This is a genomic window from Achromobacter seleniivolatilans, from assembly GCF_030864005.1.
Lineage (GTDB): Bacteria > Pseudomonadota > Gammaproteobacteria > Burkholderiales > Burkholderiaceae_B > Achromobacter > Achromobacter seleniivolatilans.
Map to the genome: position 1 here is coordinate 2037037 of NZ_CP132976.1, position 22592 is coordinate 2059628.

The 22592-nt window shown below is 58.4% G+C and carries 19 protein-coding genes; 6 read left to right on the forward strand and 13 right to left on the reverse strand.

What is annotated here, in order from left to right; translation table 11 throughout:
* Positions 1-498 precede the first annotated feature (498 nt).
* Positions 499-966: a hypothetical protein gene (locus RAS12_RS08935; RefSeq protein WP_306947368.1), complete on the reverse strand. Its 468-nt coding sequence runs from the start codon at positions 964-966 to the stop codon at positions 499-501.
* Positions 967-1421: 455 nt separating this feature from the next.
* On the opposite strand from RAS12_RS08935, the gene RAS12_RS08940 reads away from it, so the two are divergent.
* The gene (locus RAS12_RS08940; protein ID WP_306947370.1) at positions 1422-1766 is read left to right on the forward strand and encodes a c-type cytochrome; all 345 of its coding nucleotides are present in this window, start codon (positions 1422-1424) and stop codon (positions 1764-1766) included.
* A gap of 161 nt (positions 1767-1927) precedes the next feature.
* On the forward strand, positions 1928-2869 hold the full coding sequence (locus RAS12_RS08945) for a sensor domain-containing diguanylate cyclase (RefSeq protein ID WP_306947373.1): 942 nt from the start codon (positions 1928-1930) through the stop codon (positions 2867-2869).
* A 17-nt stretch (positions 2870-2886) separates the two neighbouring features.
* On the opposite strand, the gene RAS12_RS08950 is transcribed toward RAS12_RS08945, so the two are convergent.
* The 3 genes from RAS12_RS08950 to RAS12_RS08960 all read right to left on the reverse strand — a co-directional run bounded on the left by RAS12_RS08950 (position 2887) and on the right by RAS12_RS08960 (position 9125).
* Positions 2887-5637: a decarboxylase gene (locus tag RAS12_RS08950; RefSeq protein ID WP_306947375.1), complete on the reverse strand. Its 2751-nt coding sequence runs from the start codon at positions 5635-5637 to the stop codon at positions 2887-2889.
* Between the two features lie 79 nt (positions 5638-5716).
* On the reverse strand, positions 5717-7405 hold the full coding sequence (aspT, locus tag RAS12_RS08955) for an aspartate-alanine antiporter (protein WP_306947378.1): 1689 nt from the start codon (positions 7403-7405) through the stop codon (positions 5717-5719).
* A gap of 64 nt (positions 7406-7469) precedes the next feature.
* Positions 7470-9125, reverse strand: coding sequence for a bifunctional aspartate transaminase/aspartate 4-decarboxylase (locus RAS12_RS08960; protein WP_306947380.1), 1656 nt, complete (start codon positions 9123-9125; stop codon positions 7470-7472).
* Between the two features lie 461 nt (positions 9126-9586).
* On the opposite strand from RAS12_RS08960, the gene gltS reads away from it, so the two are divergent.
* Entirely contained in the window at positions 9587-10795 is a 1209-nt protein-coding gene (gltS, locus tag RAS12_RS08965; protein WP_306947382.1) for a sodium/glutamate symporter, read from the forward strand.
* Positions 10796-10797: 2 nt separating this feature from the next.
* A complete protein-coding gene (locus tag RAS12_RS08970; protein WP_306947384.1) occupies positions 10798-12294 on the forward strand; it encodes a TAXI family TRAP transporter solute-binding subunit in 1497 nt (498 codons plus the stop codon).
* A gap of 32 nt (positions 12295-12326) precedes the next feature.
* Here the strand turns inward: RAS12_RS08970 and RAS12_RS08975 are convergent, their stop codons facing one another.
* From RAS12_RS08975 to RAS12_RS09010, 8 genes are all read right to left on the reverse strand, one after another.
* On the reverse strand, positions 12327-13265 hold the full coding sequence (locus RAS12_RS08975; RefSeq protein WP_306951369.1) for a hypothetical protein: 939 nt from the start codon (positions 13263-13265) through the stop codon (positions 12327-12329).
* 296 nt (positions 13266-13561) lie between these two features.
* On the reverse strand, positions 13562-13813 hold the full coding sequence (locus RAS12_RS08980; RefSeq protein WP_306947386.1) for a hypothetical protein: 252 nt from the start codon (positions 13811-13813) through the stop codon (positions 13562-13564).
* Between the two features lie 107 nt (positions 13814-13920).
* A complete protein-coding gene (locus tag RAS12_RS08985; protein ID WP_306947387.1) occupies positions 13921-14301 on the reverse strand; it encodes a hypothetical protein in 381 nt (126 codons plus the stop codon).
* Between the two features lie 247 nt (positions 14302-14548).
* The gene (locus tag RAS12_RS08990) at positions 14549-15100 is read right to left on the reverse strand and encodes a Dps family protein (protein ID WP_306947389.1); all 552 of its coding nucleotides are present in this window, start codon (positions 15098-15100) and stop codon (positions 14549-14551) included.
* Positions 15101-15263: 163 nt separating this feature from the next.
* Complete coding sequence (locus RAS12_RS08995) at positions 15264-15824, reverse strand: fibrobacter succinogenes major paralogous domain-containing protein (protein WP_306947391.1); 561 nt, start codon at positions 15822-15824, stop codon at positions 15264-15266.
* Between the two features lie 332 nt (positions 15825-16156).
* Positions 16157-17479, reverse strand: coding sequence for a TRAP transporter large permease (locus RAS12_RS09000; RefSeq protein WP_306947393.1), 1323 nt, complete (start codon positions 17477-17479; stop codon positions 16157-16159).
* Positions 17476-18108, reverse strand: coding sequence for a TRAP transporter small permease (locus RAS12_RS09005; protein WP_306947396.1), 633 nt, complete (start codon positions 18106-18108; stop codon positions 17476-17478). The genes RAS12_RS09000 and RAS12_RS09005 overlap by 4 nt, the downstream gene beginning before the upstream one ends.
* Positions 18109-18203: 95 nt before the next feature.
* Entirely contained in the window at positions 18204-19199 is a 996-nt protein-coding gene (locus RAS12_RS09010) for a TRAP transporter substrate-binding protein (RefSeq protein WP_306947398.1), read from the reverse strand.
* Between the two features lie 115 nt (positions 19200-19314).
* Here RAS12_RS09010 and RAS12_RS09015 point away from each other — a divergent pair, with 115 nt between their 5' ends.
* Positions 19315-21306 (forward strand): sensor histidine kinase, encoded by a 1992-nt coding sequence (locus tag RAS12_RS09015; RefSeq protein WP_306947400.1) that lies wholly within the window; start codon positions 19315-19317, stop codon positions 21304-21306.
* A gap of 70 nt (positions 21307-21376) precedes the next feature.
* On the forward strand, positions 21377-21976 hold the full coding sequence (locus tag RAS12_RS09020; RefSeq protein ID WP_306951370.1) for a response regulator transcription factor: 600 nt from the start codon (positions 21377-21379) through the stop codon (positions 21974-21976).
* Positions 21977-22037: 61 nt separating this feature from the next.
* On the opposite strand, the gene RAS12_RS09025 is transcribed toward RAS12_RS09020, so the two are convergent.
* On the reverse strand, positions 22038-22568 hold the full coding sequence (locus tag RAS12_RS09025) for a tetratricopeptide repeat protein (RefSeq protein WP_306947402.1): 531 nt from the start codon (positions 22566-22568) through the stop codon (positions 22038-22040).
* Between the last annotated feature and the right edge of the window lie 24 nt (positions 22569-22592).

The following is a 22592-nucleotide window of genomic DNA, read 5'->3' on the forward strand; positions in this document are numbered from 1 at the left end:
GGCCGACGATTTTGCTACAAGAAACTCATTATTTCAATATATATCCGATGTATCAATTTCAATATCAGACTATTTAACTGATCTTGTCGGATATACGCATCGCCTTAGCGAGTTTTGTTGATATTTCGCACGACAGAATTACCTGGACCGTAACAAAACGGCATAGTCAGGACAGCTTTTTAACGATCGCAGCGGCGGCAAGAAGCCGGCGGACATCTGCTTCAAGTTGATTGTGGAGACGGGCCTCGATCTGGCCTACGGCACTGGCCAGGTTGGCCACGAATTCGCCGCCACGCACGCCAGCCTCGATGATCGATCCGGCGGCCAGCTGCTACGCCATCTGCACCAAGTCCAGGTTTGACTTGATGCTGGCGTTCATGTGCTTAAACGAGGCGTCGCTTCTGCCCCATGCTGTTAGCGCCTGGATGCAGTTTCAATCCTTTCAGGCGTCGCTGCGAAAAATGGCGCCTACGGAACGCGCATCCAGACGCCTTGCCATCACTTCTTCTTATTGCAATCAATCACGCTGGCTTCGGTGATGATGTTCTTGCTGTCGGTATACAGGGTGATGCTGCAGAAGTAATCGATCACGGTTCGGTTTTCCTCATGGCCAGTCTTGCGATAGATCGGTTCACTACTCACCGGCATCATGCCGCCGACGCCACCGCCGCCGATTCCCACCATGGTCTGTCTCTGGCCGACGTACTCGACGCCAGTCTGTACGAAAACCTTCTCGTCCGTGGTGTGGGTCTGCACCCGGTTCCACGCGTAGAAACCACCGCTGCCATAGGACGACGGCCCCATGCCCTGATCGGGCCTGCCAAACAACTTGAATGCGTTCTGGGCCGGTTGGCCGACAAGCTTTTGCGCTGCCACTTCGACGTCATTGGGTGCGGTGGCTGGGGTGGTGCAGGCGCTGATGGCCAAAACCGTGATGGCTAAACAACTGAGCTTGAGTGAAGGCAAGGTAAAGACTCCTGGGAAAATACATGCTCCGCGGCATGGCATAGCATGACCGAACGGTTTTTCGTTTTCTGCAGTGGCTCACAAGCCATTCACTTTCGAAATCAAAGTGATTGCGTTGTGGTGAACAAAACCAAGCGTATGTCTGGCGCGGGCAATTGTAGACGAGCACATACGACGCAATACCTCGGTGATTCCAAAGACGACAAGCTTGCTGAAATGCCCGCTTGGTACGCGCCATCAAGGCAATAAGCTTGCGCAGTACCGAACTTTTTTGTCGATGCGGCAATCGTGCTCGGACTTGCGGTCTGCAATAATTCGACCCGCATGGCAGCCGGAAAAAAGCCATGGCCTGCCGGCCGTGCCGGGCTCTCCGGAGTCCGCTCTAGATTCTTATCTGATTGATAAAACAACACCAAATGACAGTAAGAGCATTAAGCATCGCGTCGCTAGGCGTCATGATGCTCACCCACGCATCACTCCCCTTCGCGCAAAACATCAATGGAAAAAATCTCTACACACAGAGATGTGCCGTATGCCATGGAGCCGACATCAAAGGGACTGGTCCACTAGCGAAGAAAAGCAATCCTCCTACCCCTGATCTGACGACCGCTGCGTTCAAGAAGCGGCTCAATGACTATCCGGGCGTTATCGTTTCATCGGTAATTCTTCGACCAAATGGAGACTTGATTCCAAGAACTCTACGAGAAAACGGTGTACGGATTGCGCCGCACGCCTGGACCGTTCAGGATTTTCGCGATCTCAATAAATACATGAGTGATGTGATCGCAAAAAGCCGGTGATTGTCAGGCAAGACGTTCGTAGGCCGGCCGCTTGAACGCGCAGTCGAGATCAGCTCGTGACCAAAGCCAACTGGCGGCAGCAACGGTCATTCAATATATTTCCGTGCCCGCCAGCTTCAGGCTAAAGTTGCTCGACCATTTGGATCAATGAAGGATTGTGTATGTCCGACGCAAGCCCGCTTTTTGATGACAACGCCGTATACAGAACCTTGCTGGAATCAACCAAGGCGATTCCTTGGAAACTCGATTGGGCCACGATGAAATTCGCCTACATCGGCCCCCAGATTGAGGCGTTGCTGGGCTGGAGCGCTGAGAGCTGGGTAAGCGTGGAAGACTGGGCCATGCGCATGCATCCCGAGGATCGCGAATATGTGGTGAATTTCTGCGTCACGCAATCGCAGGCTGGCGTCGACCATGAGGCAGACTACCGGGCACTGACCAAGGACAACGGCTATGTGTGGATTCGCGACGTGGTGCACGTCGTGCGCAATGACAAAGGCGAACCCGAAGCGCTGATCGGTTTCATGTTCGACATCACCGAACGCAAGAAGACCGAAGAAAAGCTGCTGAACCTGCAAAAAGAGTTGGAAGCCCTGTCCTTCAAGGATGGCTTGACCAATATTGCCAACCGCCGCCGCTTTGATAGCAGTTTCGAACTGGAGTGGGAGCGTGCGCACAATGAACGCCAACCCCTGTCCATATTGTTGTTCGACGTCGATTTTTTCAAGCAATACAACGATTTGTATGGTCACACGCAAGGTGACAAATGCTTGGTGGATATCGCCCAGACGCTGAGTCTGGCACTGGATGGCCCTCGCGATCTTGTGGCGCGCTACGGCGGCGAAGAGTTTGTTGCGCTGCTGCCTGGAGCCGATTCAGAGATGGCCCAAAAAGTTGCTGAACGCTGCCAGCGATTACTCCACAAAAAGTCTGTTTTGCATGCACTGTCACCCCATGGCAGGCGCGTCACTGTCAGCATAGGAGCGGGCACGGTGACGCCTGATGGACGGGCGGACCGTGCTGGCTTCATCAAGGCCGCGGATCAGCAGCTGTATCTGGCCAAGAACAACGGGCGCAACCGCACGGAGCATGTGCAGTTGTAGGCCCAAGTTTTTCCGTCTCATCCCTTGGATTTTCCGGATATGGTTGAAGGTTGAATCAGCTTGATGCCGCGCGCGGCGTTGTAGCCGTGTATTTCCTTCACATCAAGCTTGCGCATGAATTCGATCGTATCGGCGTCGATCACCTGGCCGGGAACCATGATGGGAAACCCCGGCGGATATGGGATGACGAAATTTGCGGACACCAGCTCGGGGCCATTTTTAAGCCTGTCGTCCAATGCCGGGTTCATCAACGGCAGATATTCGCATTCGTCCTCGTCATAGGCGGCAAAAAATGCGGTCCGCATATTGCCTTCGGTAGTGGCGCTTGCCGGGTTGTCGCGATACCCGTCGTGAAAGCGGCTGAAATTGGGCAGGTTGGGCACGTCCTCCATCAAGCTGGCCACCTTGGCGGCGAATGCCGCCCTGCCCGCTTCGCCTTCCGCTCGAAGCCTGGCCTCGATGCCTTCGGAGATATCAAGCAGCACCTTGATCAGCGCAGCCACATCGCTGCGCGTGTTGTTGATATTGCTTTGCAGAAGCACGCTGTTGCGAGACGTCTTGTTCAGCTGGATGTTGTACTTGGACGCCAGCAGGTTCTTGAAAGCAGTGCCGTCGAAACCGGCCGTGCCGCACACCAGCGTCAGCCGTGTCGGGTCCAGGCAGAACTCATCGTCCTTCAAGGCCTTAACAGCGGTCAGCCAGTTGGTTTCAGCGGCAAGGTAGTCTGAAAATCCCGAGGGACGGAATTCTGGCGGGATCATCTTGTCGGCGCCCAGCACGCTGAAATACTTGGAGATCAGCGGATGCTGGGCAATTTCGCGCCGGATCGCCAACGCGACTTCAATCGCGCGCATCACCAGTTCGTAGCCCTCCAGTTCCATTTGGCGGCGCGCGATATCCAAGGACGCGATGATCTGTGCGTTCGGTGATGTTGACGCATGGATGAACACGGCTTCGTGGAAAGCGGAGACGTGATGGTCATAGTCTTCGTCCCGCACGGCCACGATCGAACCCTGCCGCAGGCTAGACATGGATTTGTGTACGGAGTCCGTCTCGTAGACGCGTATGCGCATGGCCTTGGGATTGGGCACCAACTGACGCTCCAGCAGGCGCGGGTCCTTAGGGTCCCATTGCGCGCCCAGCTCCTGAACCTGGGCATCCCACGCTTGCTGCGCGGCGGGATCATCGCGCCACCGTTCCAGCGCTGCAGCCGCGCCCATGGCCGTGCGCGGCCGTAAAAAGGGTGACCAGCGTGCAAAGCCAAACCACGCCTCGTCCCATAAAAAGATCAGGTCAGGCTTGATGGCCAGGCACTCTGCCATCACCTGACGCGTGTTGTAGATGTGTCCATCAAACGTGCAGTTGGTCAGCGTGACCATGGCCACCTTGTCCAGCCTTCCCTCTGCTTGCAGGTCCAACAGCGCCTGCTTGATGGTGCGCAAGGGCACGGCCCCATACATCGAATACTCGGTCATCGGAAAGGCTTCTACATATAGCGGCTGCGCCCCGGATAGCACCATTCCATAGTGATGTGACTTGTGGCAGTTGCGGTCCACAATGACGATGTCGCCGGGTTTGGTGACAGCCTGATAGACCATTTTGTTGGACGTCGAGGTGCCGTTGGTGACGAAAAAGACATGATCCGCGCCCACGGCGCGCGCGAACTTTTCTTGCGCAACCTTGATGGTGCCTGTGGGTTCAAGCATGCTGTCCAGGCCCCCGGTGGTGGCGGACGTTTCGGCCAAGAACAGATTCAGGCCGTAGAACTCACCAAAATCACGTATCCAGTTAGATTTGATGATGGACTTGCCGCGCGCGATGGGCAGCGCATGAAAGGTGCTGATGGGCCGCATGGCATATTGCTTGAGATTGTCGAAATGGGGTGTCGCCTGACGGTCCCGCACCCCTTCAAGAATATTGAGGTGCACCTCCATGGGTTCCTCTGCCTCGTAGAACACCCGGCGGATGTCGGACGCAGCAGAATCACCCGCAAGCTGCTCAACCTTGCGATCCGTCAGCAGGTAGATATCCAGTTCCGGCCGTATGTTGGCAATGAAGCGCGCCAGCTTGATACCAATCTCGGACGGCGAGACACCCGTGTAGGTATCCATGTGCGCGTACGCCGCCAGAAAGTCCCTCAACAAATTCGCATCGTGCTTGGACGCAAACGGAATACCGTCATAGATGACGACCGCCTCGATCTTGCCGTTCAGTATCGTGGCCAACACCGCGTCCTCGAAGCTGCCCACCAGCACCGGCTCGTAGACCAAGCCATCGTCGGGCCTGCGCAATTGGCGGATCTCCTGGCAGACGGATGCAGCGCGCGTAGCTGACATCGGCGAAACGAACAAAGTTTCAAAATAAGGCCGCCGCACGCCAGCGCCCAGACCCGGCGGCAACCGGTCCGGGGCCTCAGCCGACGTATCGTCGGCGGCATCCCACTCACTTTCGTCATAGCGGTAGCTACCCGACAACAGGGCATTGCTCATGCGAAGCACGAGGCGCGCGGTGCCTAGTGCATCACCGTCCGCAAGACGGTCATCCACTGCGCGCAGCAGTTGCGCGCCAGGGTAGGCGAAATAGGGTTCCATGGCGCGCAGATCAGCCAAGGCGCCCTGTACGGGCGCAGATCCTTCCTGGCTTTTGCCCGCCCGAGCCTCGGCCGCCCATCGCTGCGCTTTCGCATTCAGGTCCCGCCACCGGTCCAGCCGCGCGGCTGAGTTCGAAAACAGGTGGTCCAGATGACTGCCGTTCATGTCACGACTCATGGTGTTCCCCTGTTGGTGCAGGCCATGTCTGCCATGCACGCAATGAATTGAATAGCGATGTCTGGGGCTTCAAGATCCTTCAAGCGAGCAGCATGATGACGACCATTCCCCAGATGGTGAGCAAGGTATTGCCCACCGCGTAGGTGACTGTGTACCCAAGGCCAGGAACCTGGCTCTTGGCTGCTTCGCACACCATGCCTAGCGCTGCCGTGGTGGTGCGCGCGCCGGCGCATATGCCGAGGATGAGCGCCGGATGAAAACGGAAGACGAACTTGGCGAGCAGCATGCCAATGATCAGCGGGACGGCGGTGGCGAAGATGCCCCACAGGAACAGACTGATGCCGAGTTTCTGCAAGCCCGCGACGAATCCGGGTCCGGCGGATATTCCCACCACGGCAATGAATACGTTCAACCCGACGGAGTTCATGAACCACAACGTGGGTTCAGGTATCCGGCCGAAGGTCGGGCGTATGCCGCGGAACCAGCCGAACACGATACCGGCGATCAGCGAGCCGCCTGCGGTCGACAGCGTCAACGGAATGCCACTGATGTTGATGACAATGGCGCCGATCAACGCACCGGCAGTGATGGCAAGTGAAACGAACGCAACGTCGGTGACGTTGGTGGGCCGGTCTACGTACCCCACTTCCTTGGCCGTCGCGTTGATGTCCTGGGTGCGTCCGACCACCGTGATTACATCGCCGCGATACAGCTTGGATTTTGGCAGCACAGGAATGAGCGTTTCGGTGGGTCCGCGCCGTATGCGTTTCAGGAACACGCCTCGCGCACCGGGCCAGCGCGAAAGCTCTTCAAGCGTTTTGCCGTCCACTTTCTTGTTGGAAACATAGATATCGACGCCTTCGGTCTGAATGTTGAGCAGCTCGGCATCTTCAACTTCGCGGCCGCTCGGACCCAGCCGGCCAATCAGCTGATCGCGCTTTCCGCCGATGGCGACGATGTCGCCGGGTTCGATCTGGGTGGTGCGATCCACCTCGATGATGGCGCCGCCCCGGCGTATGCGTTCGACGAAGGCGCGCACACCATCATGCGTGCCGGCCTCGATTTCTCCGATGGACTTGCCAATGAAGGGACTTTCCGGCGCCACGGAATAAGCCCGAACCTCGAACTCATGCCATTCGGTTGCGCCCTCACCGCCCCGGCCTGCGCCCAGCATCGCTTCGTATTCCTTGCAGGCCCCGACCAGATCGATGCCCAGCAGCTTCGGACCGATCTGCGCCAGAATAATGGCCGACCCCACTGTGCCGAAGATATAGGTCACGGCATAGGCGATGGGCATGGCGTCCAACAGCGCCTGGGTTTCTTCGGGCGTGCGTCCCAGGCGATTGATGGCGTCGGTTGCCAAGCCCATCGAGGCCGAAATGGTCTGCGATCCGGCGAAAAGCCCTGCCGCGGACCCCACGTCGTACCCGGCGAGCATCGCAGCTACCACTGCCGCACCTAATGACAACAACGCCATAACGACGGCAAAAAGCGCCTGTGGCAACCCGTCCTTGGCAATGCCGCGAACAAATTGCGGCCCAACGCCGTACCCGACGGCAAACAGGAACATCAGGAAAAACACTGACTTCACGTTCGGCGATATCTTGACGCCCAGAATGCCGATGCCGATGGCGACCAACAAGGTGGCGGTCACGGCGCCCAGACTGAATCCCTTAAAGCTCTTTCCGCCAACCCAGTAGCCGATGCCCAGCGCCAGAAAGATGGCAATTTCGGGATAGGCTTTTAGCGTAGCAACGAACCAAGTCATGGCCGACTCCTTGTTAGGAACCATGCATTCGGGAGCGCGCAGCGATGTGCGCGCGAAGGTGCTTCTAGCGTGCTTTGGTACTCGTACCGGTGTCGCTGCTGCCTTTGCCCTTGCCGCTCTTGTTGCCCTTGTTGTCCAGCGCGCGATAGCGTTCCAGATACTCATCTCGCAGCGTGCGCACGCACTGGCCGATCTTCACGTAATCCTGTTCGTTCAGATTGGCCAACGACACGCGACCTGAAGGATGCACGGTCCCGAAGCCCTTGCCGGGGAGCAACACCACGCCCGCGTCTTCAGCCAGCCTGAACAACAGTTCGTGAGGCTTGATTGTGGCCAGCAGCCATTTGACGAATTCCGGACCGACCTCGCGGCTCATCTGCTCCACATCGAGCAGGGTGTAGTAATCGACAACGTTCTCGTCCGCCGCCTCTGGCGCGGCGCCCATGCCGCGATACAGCGCGGCCTTGCGGCCACGGATCAACCGCTTCATGGCGGCTTTGTAGTTTTCCGCCGTATCCATCAGCGAAAAAAGCGAGAACAGCACCATCTGCACTTGTTGGGGAGTCGATAGCCCGGCCGTGTGGTTGAGCGCCACCGTGCGGCTGTCGGCGACGATCCGGTCGATGAACGGCAGTTGCTCAGGGGTGGTCGTAATCGATGAATAGCGGGTATTCAATTCGTCTTTTTGCGCCTTCCCAAGTTGCGCGATCTTTTCATCGAAAAGGTTGGATTTGTGCGCGGCAATCACGCCCAGGCGCCAGCCCGTCGCGCCAAAGTACTTGGAGTAGGAATAGACCAGGAGCGTGTTGTGCGGACACAGTGCGAAAAGCGAGACGAAGTTGTCGGCAAACGTGCCGTAGACGTCGTCGGTCAGGATGATGAGGTCGGGACGCTCCTTGACGATGCTTGCCAGATACTGAAGGCTTTCATCGCTGACCTTCACGGACGGCGGATTGCTGGGGTTGACCAGAAAAAACGCCTTGACCTTGGGGTCCCGCAGCTTATCAAGTTCGGCGTTCGTATACTGCCAGCCACTAGCCGGATCGGCATCAATCGACAACTCGACCAAGCCGAACTCTGACAGTTCGGGGATTTCGATATAGGGCGTGAAGATCGGTTTGCCCAGTGCGATGACGTCGCCTGCCTTGAGCAAATGGTTGATCTTCATTGAGTTAAAGAGATACGTCATGGCGGCGGTTCCGCCTTCCACGGCATAGAGATCGAAATCTCCGGAAAACGGATGAGCCCCGATCATTTCCCTGCGGATGTATTGCTTGACGATCTTTTCGCTCAGGCTGAGCATGCGATCGGGGACGGGATAACTGCAAGCCAGAATGCCCTGGCACATCTCGTAGAGGAAGTCGCCAGCGTCAAGCCCCAATTGGTCGCGAACAAACGACACGGCGCTGGAAAGAAACTTTACGCCAGGCACATCGTGGTGGCTGCGGGCGAATAGATTGAACCGTTCTTCGATGCCATCCCGTCTGGGAAAGCCGCCCACCCCTTCTGCCAAATAGGAAAATGACCGCTCAGACTCGGTCATCGCATATAGGCCCAATTGCCAAAAACCGTGGCGCGGCACTGTTGCCAGGAAATTGGGATTTCCCCGTCCGGCATTCAGCATGAGCCGATTGCTGGTACTGCCAGCGAGCTTGATCAGTTCGTCCTTGAGTTCAAAGGGGGACAGATTGGCCAAGTGATCCGTGTTGCGAACGTTCATAGCGCGTCTCCAATGATCAGGTAAACAAAGGAGCGATGCCGCCCCTATTAGCCAGACACGCAGGTGCCCGGCCATTACGCAGAAAAGAATGGGTAACGCAGCCTTTTGCCCTTGTCCCGGCTGGAAAAGCTAGGCTTGGGCAGGACGCTGAGAGTGCTAAACGCGGACTTCTAGGTGAGAAATCTAACTCCCGAATCAGAAAGGTTTCCAGTGGCCGGAATAACTACGCCTATACATCTTTCGCCCTAATCCATATGGCCGCCCCCAGACCGGATTAACGCGTTCTTGCATCAGGTTCCGCCGGTGGCTGTAACGCTTGCGCCTGTAAGCGACCTGTGTACAGCAAGCATCAGCTAGCCGTAAGATAGGTTCGCAGCGCAAGCTGCGGCCCGCGGATGCGGTGGCGGTAATGGTTCGGATATCTTGAATTTGCGGCGTCCCAGCGGGGCGCGAAGGTTCTTATGATTTCCCTCACGCCCGTTCAATCCCTACTCGCTTGCTGCCTGGTGCTCGTTATCGGCCGCATACTGACCACCCGAGTCGGAATATTGGCCCGTTACAGCATCCCTGACCCCATCGTGGGCGGCCTGCTGTTCGCCGTGCTTATGTACCTGCTGTCGACCTGGGGCGGCGTGTCCGTCTCCCTAGAGACCAGCATCAAACCCACCTTCCTGCTGTTGTTTTTCGGTTGTATCGGCCTGACCGCAAACCTGAAACTGCTGGCCAAGGGCGGCCCCCGGCTCATTGCCTTCCTGCTGGCGCTGATTCCGTTCCTGGTTCTGCAAAATGTGGTTGGGCTGGGCATGGCCTGGCTGCTGGACATGCATCCACTTATGGGTTTGCTGGGCGGCACAATCACGCTGGTGGGCGGCCATGGAACCGGCGCGGCCTACGCGACGCGCTTTGCGGACATCAACAATATCCAGGATGTGATGGCATTGGCCATGACGGCGGCTACGCTGGGCTTGGTGTTGGGAGGCGTCGTGGGCGGTCCGGTGGCGGAATGGATCATAAAGCGGCACAAGCTGTCGGGCAGCCTGGACATCGCCGCCAAAGCTGGCCATCCCGCCCCTGAACTCAGTGAAAGCAAAGAGCCTCCTAACGCAGGCTCGTTCATCAAGTCCATGACTGCGGCCTTTGTCTGCTTGGTGGTGGGTGGCGTTCTCGCGGCGCTAGTCGAAGGCGCTCCGATCAGCCTGCCCAACTTCTTGTGGTGCCTTGCCACCGGCGTGCTTATCCGCAACGCCGGACCGTACGTGGGCATAGTGCTGGACGATCGCGCCACAGACATCATCGGCACGATCTCCTTGTCGCTCTTTCTGGGTATGACGATGATGACGCTGGACTTGTCCAGCGTGGCGCGTCTGGCCGGACCGCTTGCCCTGATGCTCGCGGTGCAGACAGTATTTTGCGCGCTCTACGCCGCCTGGGTGGTGTTCCGGATGCTCAAGCGCGACTACGAAGCGGCCATCATGTCGGCAGCTTTCTGCGGTTTTGCGCTGGGTGCAACGGCCACCGCTATCGCCAACATGCAAGCGCTCACGCGCCGCCACGGTCCGGCGCCGGAAGCCTTCATCGTGGTTCCCGTCACTGGTGCTTTCCTGGTCGATATCCTTAACGTGATTGTCCTGACCTCGCTGATTTCCTTGCCGTTCGTGGGAGGGATGTAGGCATGTTCAAACGACTGATTTTTCTTCTGCTTTGCCTCATGCTGGCGGCCTGCGGTCGTGCACCGGACACCGATGTCCTGCGCAACGACGTCGAGCGCAGCCTGACCTCAACCTATGGCAAGGAACTGTTCCGCGTGGCTGAACTCACCCGCATGGGCTCGGCTGCGGACAACACCGCCCCAGCCGGCGAAACTCGGCGCGTGGTTTATTACGACGTGGAATTGGAGCTGGTCCGCGACATTGCGCTGGGCGCCTGGGACCAACCCGGCGCGGCGTCGCTGGTGACGTTGCTGGGGGCAGGCCCGCGCAGCATCATCGGCGTCAAATCCGGCGGCAACCAGGCCGGTGACCGTATCGTCGCGCACGCCAGCGCCATCTATCGAAAAGAAGACAACGCCTGGAAGCTCGTGACTCCCGCCGGCTTCACGGCCATCGCTGCGCCGTCGCTGGACACCGGAGCCCCACCCACCGTGACTCGCCAACTGCTGAACACGCTGGACCAGATCACTCACTCCGTTTCCTACAGCGCATCCAGCACCGCCCAGCAGGTGGTGCAACAGGAACTTGAGCGCTCGGTGGCCCGCATCAACGGTCGGCTGTCCCGATTGCAGCAGGGCTATCCGCTGGCCGGCGGCCCTGATCGGGGCGAATATCTGGCCTTTGCCCGCGCGCTGAGCGACGTGGCGCGTGCGCGGCAAATCCGGGTGTCGCCTCTGATTACTGGTGGCGGCGCTGACAACATTGCGCTGCTACGCAGCGGCGACGCCGTGGTCGGCTTGGCGCAAGCCGATACCGCGCGGATGGCCTACGAGGGCAAGGGTCCGTTCGCGGGCCAAGGCCCGTTTGCCAGCTTGCGCTCGCTGGGCAGCCTGTACCCGGAAATGGTCCATATCGTCGTGCGCGACGATCCCGCGCTGACGCGGGTGCAAGACTTGAAGGGCAAGACAATCGCACTGGGCCCTGAAGGATCGGCGGCGCGCGCCACGCTGGAAATGGTGCTGGCAGCGCATGGCCTGCAAGCCGGGCGCGACTACAAGGTGGCAGACACGCCGTTCGCGGCAGCATTGCCAGCGCTGCAGTCCGGCGGCGTGGACGCTGCCGCTCAGGTAATCGGGGTGCCTGCCACGCCCCTGCGCGACGCGCTCATTCCAGCGCAATTAAAGCTTCTGCCGTTGGACGCCGCCGTAATCAAAACGTTGACCACGGAGAATAGCGCGCTGATGCCGTTGGACATCGCCGCAGGCACCTATCCCAACCAGCCGGAGCGGGTTCCCACCGTCGGCATGGCCGCGCTGATGCTCACCACTACCGACCTGACTCGCGACGAGGCGCTATTGGTCGTGCGCGCTGTGTACCAGACTGGCCAGGACCTGCTGGCCGCCGGATCGGCCCAGGGCTCCCAAGTGTCGGTAGCCACAGCAAGACGGGGCCTGACCGTTCCACTGCATGACGGCGCGGAAGAAGGCATTGCCGGACTGGAACACGCCAAACCGCGCTAAGGCCGATTGCGCATGCAACGACGCTTTCAGGATCAGAAACTCACTGCCAATCCCACCGAGAATCCCGATACGTTCGTGCCAAACACATAGCGGCCTACCAGACGGGTACGCGTGATGATCATGTCATAGGCGCTGGAGTCCAACTCCAGACCCACGCCCACCGACGTCAGCCGGTCAAAACCCAGGATGCCGCGCTGGTCGCCCAGAAATTCCGAATGCGTCAGCTCCAGCACGTACCGCAGGGGACGTTGCAGCAGCATGGCCCCTGTTGGCGCACGGTAGCGCGCCCAGAGGTTCGCCGACTGCGCAGTGGCGCGCCCTTGCACCGCCGCCGAACTGTCAAAGCTCTTTAGCCGCATATCGGAATACCGCAGCTCCACGTCCACCTCGTAGCCGGGGCGGTAGTGTTCGTAATCCAGCATCAGCGAGCCGCCCAGGCCATAGGCGTTGAGCGATCCCTTGTCCAGGAAATCAATGTCTCTACCCGTCTGCTGGCCCACGTACCAACTGGCGGCCCGCAGGTCGCTCGTGACATTGCCCAAGGCAAAGTTGAAGATCGGACGCAGCTTCAATTCATCCGTCAGCTTGAAGTCCCATCCGATACCGCCGGTAGCGGATACGCTGTTCCACTTGGTGGGGATGGGCCGCTGTTCGGCGCCCTGAGTCGCGACGAACGTGGGGTCGTAGCGGCTGCCCGCCAGCACGCCTTCCAGATAGATAGGCACGGTTTTCGAGACCGTATCCCCGCCACCCAATTGCGTCATGTAAAAGTCGGTGGAGCTGGTAGTTGAGCCGCCGCCGGAGCCTATGCTCAACGAGCTGGTGGTGATGTCGGGAACGATGGAAAACGACATCAAGGCCAGCACGCCGTTGGCACGCTTTTGTAAATCGTCTTTCGTCAGGCGCAGGCCTTGGGCCAGCGGCGCAGAGGCCAGTCCGACCCCCAGGCAAGCCCCCAGCGCCCCGCTCATCCAGTACTTGACTGTGATCGACCGTGGCAACACGGCAACCATGCCCGCAAGCAGGAAGGAGTAGTTCATAGGACCACCGCGTATCCAAGCATCATTGGTCAGGGACGCCAGAAAAGCCAAACGGACGCTGCGAGCCTGCGGACAACGTCGTCGCACGCTTGATGAGAATACACGGAACATCTACGCGGATTCAATTTCCGCGTCGCGCCACCGCCACGGTGATCAGCACTTGGCCGCCAGATGCGCGCCTGAACCTATCGTTGAAATCGTGGCGCCTTGCCAAACCCCGATCGGGGTCAGTTGCTATTGATCCACTCCTGGGTATCCCGGATGAACCACGGAAGGTTCAACCGTTCCCCCTCGCCGGACTGTATGGTCAAACGCGGGTCCGAGGTGCCTGGAGTGCTTTTCGCCCCCTGCGTGGTGGCAGAGGGACGGCTCTTGTAGTCCATATCGGTTTGCCGGGGCGGCTTATCCGCGCAGGCGGTGATCGATGCGCACGCGACAGCGGCAAGCGCCGGCCGCAGTGCTAAACGAAGGGTCTTCATGTGTTCTGGTTCCCGCTGGCGGCACAGGCCGAAGTGCCGCGAAATCAAGGCCTCTGCTTCGTACCTTACTACGCAATACGCGGCCCTCGTCAGCGTCGCACACCCCGCTATTGCGGACGCATCGCCGACATGGCCTTCAACTGCGAGCAGGTCTTTTCCTTGTCGGCCGCGCTCAACGTACCCAGTTGACCCTTGGTCTTGGTGTACGACTGCGCGAACGTGGCGTCGAAGTCCTTGGTGTCCATGCCATGGGCGCTCGCCGCAGTCTTTTGCTGTTGCTTCATCTGCTCAAGCTGCGCGGTGGTGTAGGCATTGCAGTACTCAGCGGCGGCATGCATCTGACCACTCAGCGCGGCCATGTTCGGCATCTGGCCAGGCACGGCCTGCTGTGCAAAGGCAGCACCGCTGCTAAAGATCAGCGCGGCGGCCAAGAGGACAGCGTTTGGGTTGCGTACAACGATGGCGCATTTGTGCTTGAGTACAGGCAATTCGGTCTCCATTGCATTAGAAATAGCTGGTGCGCACGGCAGACGGCGGCGAACGCCACGCCGAAATAGCGGCGGCAATCGTGAACATGCCGGTTCGCTTGACATGCGCGGGCGGTTGGATAGCGGGGGAAATAATAGAGGAGCTGGCAGCCAATGTGCGGAGGCTGCAAGATGGGTTAAGCGCGTTCAGCGATTGCGTTCTTGAACGCAGCCGCTTGGCCCTACACCCATCCTGCTGATCTTGTGCTTAATGCCCTGTCGAGTCGCCTTGGCGGCTGGCTTCAAACAGGAACCACGTACGGCGTTCGGTTTCGTCGATCCAGTTTTCAATCAAACTGGAACTGGCGATATCGCGATGTTCGTCCGTGACGTTGTGTGCCTCTCGCAACGAGGCGGCCAGCACCTTGTTGTCTTCACGCAGTTCCGCCAGCATGTCCAACGGCTGCACGTAATCAGCGTCATTGTCCGAGATGCGCTGGGTGCGCGAGATATGCCCGATCGAGCGCAGCGTGGTGCCGCCGATCTTGCGGATGCGTTCCGCAATGGGGTCCGTCATGGCGAAGAGCTGATCGCCCTGCTCATCAAGCAGCAAGTGGTAATCGCGAAAATGCGGGCCGCTGACGTGCCAGTGGAAATTCTTGGTCTTCAGATACAGCGCGAAGACGTCGGCCAACAGTTGGTTCAGCGCCGCGGAGATGTCGCGCGTGGCCTCAGCGGCCAAGTCGGTGGGGGTAGCCAACGGCAGCTTGCGCCGCTCTTTCAGCGTCTTGGTGGTCTTCTCGTTAAGTTTCTTGGCCATGGCGATCCAGTAGAAGTTCAGAGAACTTCACATACTACTCCAACCATCCTGCCGGCTTGCTGATTTCCAGATGTAATCAAATTCCTGGCATCCAGACACTGTCAGGACCGAGTACGCGATAAACCGCCGCTAGCGCCGCGTGTCGCCAGAGCCTGCCGCTGCGCTAAAAACCGAACAGGGACCAGCGATTCTTGATGCAACGCATGGAGAGCCCATAAGCAGTGGTGACAAAACCCAAATCGGCTCTTTTTTCCGTGAAGTTCAGATCGTAGAAAGCGACATCTCCGAATGTGGTTCTACTCCAGTAGTAACCCACTTCGGGCGCATACGATCCGTCTGACCGTTGGGTCCAACCTCGTCCCGCTTCGTAACCTTCCCTGTAGCGGAACATGGCCATCGGCAGCCGCAGCTTGCTGAACGCATCGGCGGCATTAAGAATTTTCTCTGCTTCCCACTCGGCTTTCGTGGGGATACTGAAACCGGCCGGGCAAGGACTATTTTTAGCTTCCCAGCCGTCATCGCTCCACTTCACTTCTTTTTTGTCGAGAACGCCAGGCTTGAGGTTGATCGCATCGTCACCCCACACCGAAGTATCCCAGGGCTCAGGCGTGTCGATGGAATTTCCAGGATATGCCGTGGCGCTGTTCCATCGGTAGATGTTGCCAAACGAGGGGTCGTCCGTGATGTGTTTCGCGACGCGTTCAGCCCCCAGATTTCTGTCCATCCACACCCTTCCTGTTTCAGGACTTTTTATGGTGGGAATGTTTGCAAGCGCTGAGGCTATAGGCGCCACAAACAAAAAAATTGCCGCGCGCAAGAACCTGAATCCATTCATAGAGTGCCTCGGCCCGCGACAAGAAGCGCGGAACGGTAGTTGCTGAAATCTGGAAATGCCACCGCGGCCGGAATTACGGCCGCGGTGGCTCTTCGTGCTACCCGGATAGCCCAGACGCTCTTGACGCGGGTGGCGGGGAAGATTGTTCCAAATTTCGTGCTACAGATGAATGGGACACGTCCGAAACTTTCGTCAAGATCGCCTGCGGACAAGCAGGCTCGTCACCAACCCAGCATGCGCGGCAGCCAAAGCGTCACTTCGGGCACAAAGGTAATCAACATCAGAAACGCCAGTCCGGTGACCAGCCAAGGGAACGTCGCCTTGGTGACGTCCGTCAAGCCCAGTTTCGAGATACTTGAAGCAACGTACAGGTTGAGGCCCACCGGCGGCGTGCACAGGCCGATCTCCATGTTCACCACCATCATGATCCCGAAATGCACCGGATCGATGCCCAGCTTTGCAGCAACGGGAAACAGGATCGGCGCCATGATCAGCACCAGGCCAGACGGCTCCATCACCATGCCGATCACCAACAGCATGACGTTCACAAAAAGCAGGAACGCCACCACGCCCATGCCCTGCCCCACCATCCATTCCGCAATACTCTGCGGTATCTGTTCCGACGTCAGAATGAAGGCGAACATGACCGCATTCGTGATGATGTACAGCAGCATGGCGCTCATTGCCGCCGATTCAAGCAAGATCCGACGCACATCTCGCAGCTTGATATCTTTGTAGACAAAGACCGCAATGAAAAAGGCGTACACCGCGCTGACGGCCGCAGCCTCGGTTGGCGTGAAGATCCCGGAGTAGATGCCTCCCATCACGATCACAACCAGCATGAACCCCCACACAGAGTCTAAAAAGGCATGCCAGCGCTGTTTCCACGTTGCGCGCGGCAACCTCGGATAATCCAACCGCCAGGCACGGTACATGGTCGTCAATCCCAGCATCACCGCAAGAATCAGCCCCGGCACCACGCCTGCAATGAACAACTGGCCGATCGATGCCGACCCGACTCTTGCCCCGTCAGGCCCTTCCACCAGCATCCCGCTGGTTGCCACCGCGTACATCACCATCACGATCGACGGCGGCAACAGAATGCCAAGGCCGCCCGCGGTTGCGACAATGCCGGTTCCAAACTTGGATGGAAATCCTTGCTTGACCATGGCAGGCATGATGATCGAGCCAATTGCCGCGACCGTCGCGGGAGACGAACCCGAAATCGACGCGAATAATGCGCACGCCAAGACGGCCGCCAATCCCAGGCCGCCAGGAAGATGGCCCACCATCAGCGAGGCGAAATGGATCATTCGCTGCGCGACGCCGCCATGGGTCAAGAAGCTGCCGGCCAGGATGAAGAACGGAATCGCCATGATCTCGAACTTCTCAATACCCGTGAACAGCTTCAACGCAATACTGTCCATAGGCACGGATGTCATGGTGAAGAGAAAACTCATCACCGTCAGACCCAAAGCGATGGACACAGGCATGCCCGTCAGCAGCAGCACAATCAGCAATGCAAAAATCACGAACGCGCTCATGCTTTGTCTCCTGTGCTGGCCAGGCTGCTGTTGATTTGGTCACTGGCGGCACTGCCGTGCGTGTGATGCGGAAGGTCCTTGCCCTGCAGAAAATTCTTCAGCACTTGAAGGAACCGAAAGCACATCAGCGACGACCCCACGGGAACCGCCAGATAAACGATCCACATTTTTATTTCCAGATCTGCTGAAACCTGGCCGGTCAGGTAGATGTGATAGGTGAAATCGGCCCCAATCCACGCCACGATGCCGGTAAAGATTGCGCCAGACAGCAACGACACAATCACGAGACGCCTGCGGTTGGCTGGCGAGACAGCGTTGACCAGCACGTCCACGCCCACGTGTATGCCCAGGCGCACGCCGTATGCGGCGCCGAACTTCGCCATCCAGACAAACAGATAGATGCAGAGCTCCTGCGCCCACAGCAGATTGACGCCAACCAGCGTCCTGTACGTGGAGCGAGCCGCGCCACCCAAACCGGGATAGTCATTGCGCCGTGACCACGCCACCAGGTCTGCCAGAAGGCCGACGGAATACCGCTGCAATACCGTCACGAAAATAATGGCTACTGCAACGCTCATTAACAGCGAAATCAGATCTTCTTCGAGACGATTTAAGACTCGTGACAACATGGATGACCCTTAGGAAAGGACGGCAGGGACGGATGCTGGCACCCCGAATCAGGGTGAGCATCCGTCCACAGATTGGCTGGCCTGGCTGGCCGCGATTACTGGTTTCGGCCCAAGTCCCGATAGACGGCGTCCAGGGTGTCCTGGCCGATGCGTGGCGCCATTTGTTTGTGAACCTTGGCTAGCGCTTTCATCCACTCTCCGCGCTCTTGTGGCGTGAACTCATGGAACGTGATGCGCTTGGAATCGCGCATGGCTTGCATGGCGTCTTCATTGTCTTTCTGGGCGATCTCGTTGGCATAGGCCGTGGATTCAGCCATGGCCCGGTCAAGACCTGTGCGCACGTCCGCCGGCAATCCATCCCAGAACTTTTTATTCACGATGACGGCATAGCCGATGTAGCCATGGTTGGACACGGTGGCGTGCTTTTGCACCTCGTGGACCTTCTGCGTATAGATGTTGGACGGCGTATTCTCGGAGCCATCCACCACGCCCGTCTGCATCGCTTGATAGACCTCGGAGAACGCCATGACTTGCGGAATGGCTTCCAATGCCTTGAATTGAGACTCAAGCACCTTGGACGACTGAATGCGCATTTTCAAGCCCAGGAAATCGTCGATGCTGTGCATGGGGCTATTGGCCGTCATGATCTTGAAGCCGCTGTCCCAATACGCCAGACCCACAATACCCTTGGGCTCCAGCTTGGTAAAAAGCGCTTTGCCGACTTCGCCATTAGTGACCTTGCGCAGCTCGCTGGTGTCATTGAACAGGTAGGGCAAATCAAATACTTCGAACTCGCGCACGCCCAGCGGTCCGAATTTTGCCAATGAAGGCGCAAGCATCTGCACAGCGCCTAATTGCAGGGCTTCCAGCTCTTCCTTGTCTTTGTAGAGCTGCGAGTTGGGATAGATCTCGACCTTCACGCGGCCTGCCGTGTATTGCTCGGCCAGCGCCTTGAATTTCTCGGCTGCCCTGCCCTTGGGAGTGTCCGGCGCCACCACGTGGCTGAATTTGATCGTGATGGGTTGTTGCGCGTACGCGGCCCCTGCACAGAGCATTGACGCAGCGAGTCCTATGGACGCGAAAAATCTCATTGTCTTCTCCACTATTTTCGTTTGCCCAACTATCGGGGCAACTCTTGATCACGCTTTACTGCCGCGAAGTGTAGGATCGATAATTGAGGCTAGCTACTGTGGATATCCGAACGTCATGACCACTTTTGAGAGCCGATTGAAAGCATTGGCCCCTGTATCGGCGCGGTATCCGGGCATAGCCGCCTTGGCGCCGATCGCGGCCATCGTGCTGATCGTGCTGCTGTTGGGTTTGCTGTTGAACGTCATCACCACTGAACGTCGCAACCTCCTCAGCGAGAAGGCTCTGCGTGACACACTGTGGGTCGCGCAAACCTTGCAATTTCAGCTTTCCAGTCACGAAGACAACCTTCAACGCCTGGCGGCAGATCTGGGTGAAACGCAAGAGGCTGGTCTAGACGATATCTTCAAGCGCGCCAAACAACTCGTGCGCAACAACCCAGAGATCGTTCGTATCGTGTTGCGCGATGACAGGGGCGCAGTCCTGCGCGCCTACCCCGGTTCTGGCGAACCGCTGTCTCAACGGCCCGAATTGGCACGCACTCTTGTTCAAGCCCGCCGCGGCAACTCGGTGTGGTCGGAAAGCGAACGCGCCATCAACGGCATTACCATTTCGTTTGCCACGCCGGTGGTTGGCGAACGCGGTTCCGCGAATCGCTCGCTGGAAGTCACCGTACAGCTGGATTCGTTGCTGGGCACTCATGTGCCGTGGTGGCTCGCCGAACGCTATAGCGTGCAATTGCAATCTTTGGGCGGCGACGTGCTGGCCTCAAAGTCCGTTAGCTCCGCTGACAAATCAAGCGGCATCGAACATACGATGAGCTTTTCGCCGCCAGCCAACGGCGCCCTGCTCACCGTGTCCGCGCATGGCGACGACATCAATTTTCTTGAACTGGCGCTTGTCCTCATCATGGTTGGCTTGGCAAGCCTCACCATCGTCAATCTATGGCTGCAATCCCGGTATGCGCGCCGTCGCACTCAAGCGGAAAACGCGCTACGCGAAGAGCAGGCATTTCGTAAAGCCATGGAAGACGCCGTCACGATCGGACTGCGTGCGCGAGATCTGGAGGGCAAGACCTTGTACGTCAACGCCGCCTACTGCCGCATGGTTGGCTGGACCCGGGAAGAGATTCTTGCCAGCGGAACACCCATGCCGTGGTGGGACCCGAGGCTGGTGTCCAGAACGCTTGAACGGCACCGCGAGCAGACCATCAATCCCCAGCCGCAGTCATTCGAGACGCGCTTTCGACATCGCAGTGGCATCGAAATTGACGTACTGGTTTACGAAGCGCCCTTGCGTGACGCCCGCGGAAAACATGTGGGGTGGATCGGCTCAATGGTTGATGTCTCTGACCGCAAACGCGCAGAGGCCGAGGCTAGCCGGCAGGCCGACAAACTCCAACAGACCGGCAGGCTGATATTGATGGGCGAAATGGCATCCACCATGGCCCACGAACTGAACCAGCCACTGGGCGCGATCACCAGCTACGCAGCGGGCTGCACCAATATGCTCAGTGCCCCGGCAACGGATCAAGAGGCAGTGCTGGTTGCGCTGGACAATTTGCGGCGGCAAGCCTGCCGGGCAGGTGAAATCATCCGGCGCATCCATGATTTTGTTCGAAAGCGGGAGCCTGTGCGAGAGGTCTGTAATCTGTCAGAGATCGTCTGCGAGACTGTCTCTTTTGCGCGGGCCGACGCGCTCAGGCACAGCGTCAGCATCGAACTCGATACTCCTTTGCACGCGGTCATGGTGCGGGCAGACCGGATTCAGATTGAACAGGTCGCGCTGAACCTGATACGCAATGCGGTGGAGGCGCTGCAAACGACGACGGCCGCACGGCTGGTCACTGTTAAAGTGTCGGCCACCGCCACCACGGCCCACGTCAGCGTCAGCGATACCGGACCCGGCATCGACCCCGACTGGATTCCGAAGGTCTTTCTTCCCTTCGAAACAACAAAGCGCAATGGCATGGGAATGGGCTTGGCGATATGCCGCTCCATTCTGGAAAGCCACCAAGGACAACTCAGCCTGTCTGCCGGCCACACGGCAGGCACGACATTTCAGTTTTCCCTACCTATCGAAAAATGCGAAGCGTTGCCCCATGAGTAGCACTACTGAAGCGCGCCCGTCTGCGGGCCGCCTGTCCCCGTCTGTAGCCCCTGTTAGCGACGGGCAAGAAATCGTCCACATCGTGGATGACGACGCAGCCATGCGCGACGCGCTGGCTTGGCTGTTCCAAACGCGCAATGTGCATGCCTATCAATGGGACAGCGGCGAGGCGTTCCTGTCCGCGTGGGAACCCGCGATGCCGGGCTGCATCTTGCTCGATATCCGCATGCCCGGCATGTCCGGACTGGAAGTCTTCGATGCGCTGCTGGAGCGGCACGCGTCTCAAGCGGTCGTTTTTCTTAGCGGCCACGGAGATCTTGCCTCGGCGGTCGAAGCGCTCAAGCGTGGCGCGGCGGATTTTATTGAAAAACCCTTCAACGATAACGATGTCGTCGACCGCGTGCTGGCCGCAGGCGTGGCAGCTGCCAAGAAGCGTCAGGCGGCACAATTGGCCGAGCAGCGCGAGACGCTATTGAAGACGCTTTCCGTGCGCGAACGCGACGTTCTACGCTGCGTGCTTCAAGGCATGCTCAACAAGCAGATCGCTGACATGTTGGGAGTTTCGATGCGCATGGTGGAAGTGCATCGTGCGCGAGTCCTGGAAAAAATGGGACTGAGAAACGTCGTCGAACTAGCGAGACTGTTCGGACACGATTTCCAGAATTCATAGACGCCATGCACAGAATGGCGGGATGCTGATCGTCAGGGACGCCAGCGGCCCGCCCCTCCTCTTACTTCAACGAGTACTGTTTCTTGATCGCGGCCACTCGTGCCGGCAAGGCGGTCTTCTGAGCGGGCGTCAGGTATTGCTGGCACTGCGCAATATTGTCTTCGTCGCCGGCTAGCGTAAACCAGGCGCAGCCCTCGGGAATGTCTTCGGGCTTCTTGTTCCACATATAGATGCCCATCAATCGCTGGCCATGGTCAAACCCCTGACCCGCCGATTTTTCGGCCCACTCGCGGGTCTTCTCCATATCGGCTTTTACCCCGAAGCGGCCTTCGAGATAAATATCTCCAAGCAGGTACTGCGCTTTGGCGTCGCCCTGAGCCGCAGATTTTTTGATCCACTCCACCCCTTCCTGCTGACGCTCTTTGATCTTGAACAATTTCAAGGCGTAGTCGAATTGAGCCTGCGCGGAACCGGCTTCGGCTTCTGCTTGCAGCTGCGGCAGCGTGCGGGCTTCTTCGGCAATGGCCGGAGTTTGGGACAGGAAGAACGCTGCCAACGAGGCGGCAATACCGTGTTTGATTGAAATTTGCATGAACCTATGCTGTGAAGACGATAG

Bases quoted from the DNA above. Each gene is read 5' to 3' on its own strand.
- RAS12_RS08970 (WP_306947384.1), top strand. From the start codon at position 10,798: ATGTTCAAACGACTGATTTTTCTTCTGCTTTGCCTCATGCTGGCGGCC.
- RAS12_RS08950 (WP_306947375.1), bottom strand. From the start codon at position 5,637: ATGAGTCGTGACATGAACGGCAGTCATCTGGACCACCTGTTTTCGAAC.
- RAS12_RS09015 (WP_306947400.1), top strand. From the start codon at position 19,315: ATGACCACTTTTGAGAGCCGATTGAAAGCATTGGCCCCTGTATCGGCG.
- RAS12_RS08980 (WP_306947386.1), bottom strand. From the start codon at position 13,813: ATGAAGACCCTTCGTTTAGCACTGCGGCCGGCGCTTGCCGCTGTCGCG.
- RAS12_RS08945 (WP_306947373.1), top strand. From the start codon at position 1,928: ATGTCCGACGCAAGCCCGCTTTTTGATGACAACGCCGTATACAGAACC.
- RAS12_RS09000 (WP_306947393.1), bottom strand. From the start codon at position 17,479: ATGAGCGCGTTCGTGATTTTTGCATTGCTGATTGTGCTGCTGCTGACG.
- RAS12_RS09005 (WP_306947396.1), bottom strand. From the start codon at position 18,108: ATGTTGTCACGAGTCTTAAATCGTCTCGAAGAAGATCTGATTTCGCTG.
- RAS12_RS08960 (WP_306947380.1), bottom strand. From the start codon at position 9,125: ATGAACGTTCGCAACACGGATCACTTGGCCAATCTGTCCCCCTTTGAA.
- RAS12_RS08990 (WP_306947389.1), bottom strand. From the start codon at position 15,100: ATGGCCAAGAAACTTAACGAGAAGACCACCAAGACGCTGAAAGAGCGG.
- aspT (WP_306947378.1), bottom strand. From the start codon at position 7,405: ATGACTTGGTTCGTTGCTACGCTAAAAGCCTATCCCGAAATTGCCATC.
- RAS12_RS09010 (WP_306947398.1), bottom strand. From the start codon at position 19,199: ATGAGATTTTTCGCGTCCATAGGACTCGCTGCGTCAATGCTCTGTGCA.
- RAS12_RS09025 (WP_306947402.1), bottom strand. From the start codon at position 22,568: ATGCAAATTTCAATCAAACACGGTATTGCCGCCTCGTTGGCAGCGTTC.
- RAS12_RS08995 (WP_306947391.1), bottom strand. From the start codon at position 15,824: ATGGACAGAAATCTGGGGGCTGAACGCGTCGCGAAACACATCACGGAC.
- gltS (WP_306947382.1), top strand. From the start codon at position 9,587: ATGATTTCCCTCACGCCCGTTCAATCCCTACTCGCTTGCTGCCTGGTG.
- RAS12_RS08940 (WP_306947370.1), top strand. From the start codon at position 1,422: ATGATGCTCACCCACGCATCACTCCCCTTCGCGCAAAACATCAATGGA.
- RAS12_RS08975 (WP_306951369.1), bottom strand. From the start codon at position 13,265: ATGAGCGGGGCGCTGGGGGCTTGCCTGGGGGTCGGACTGGCCTCTGCG.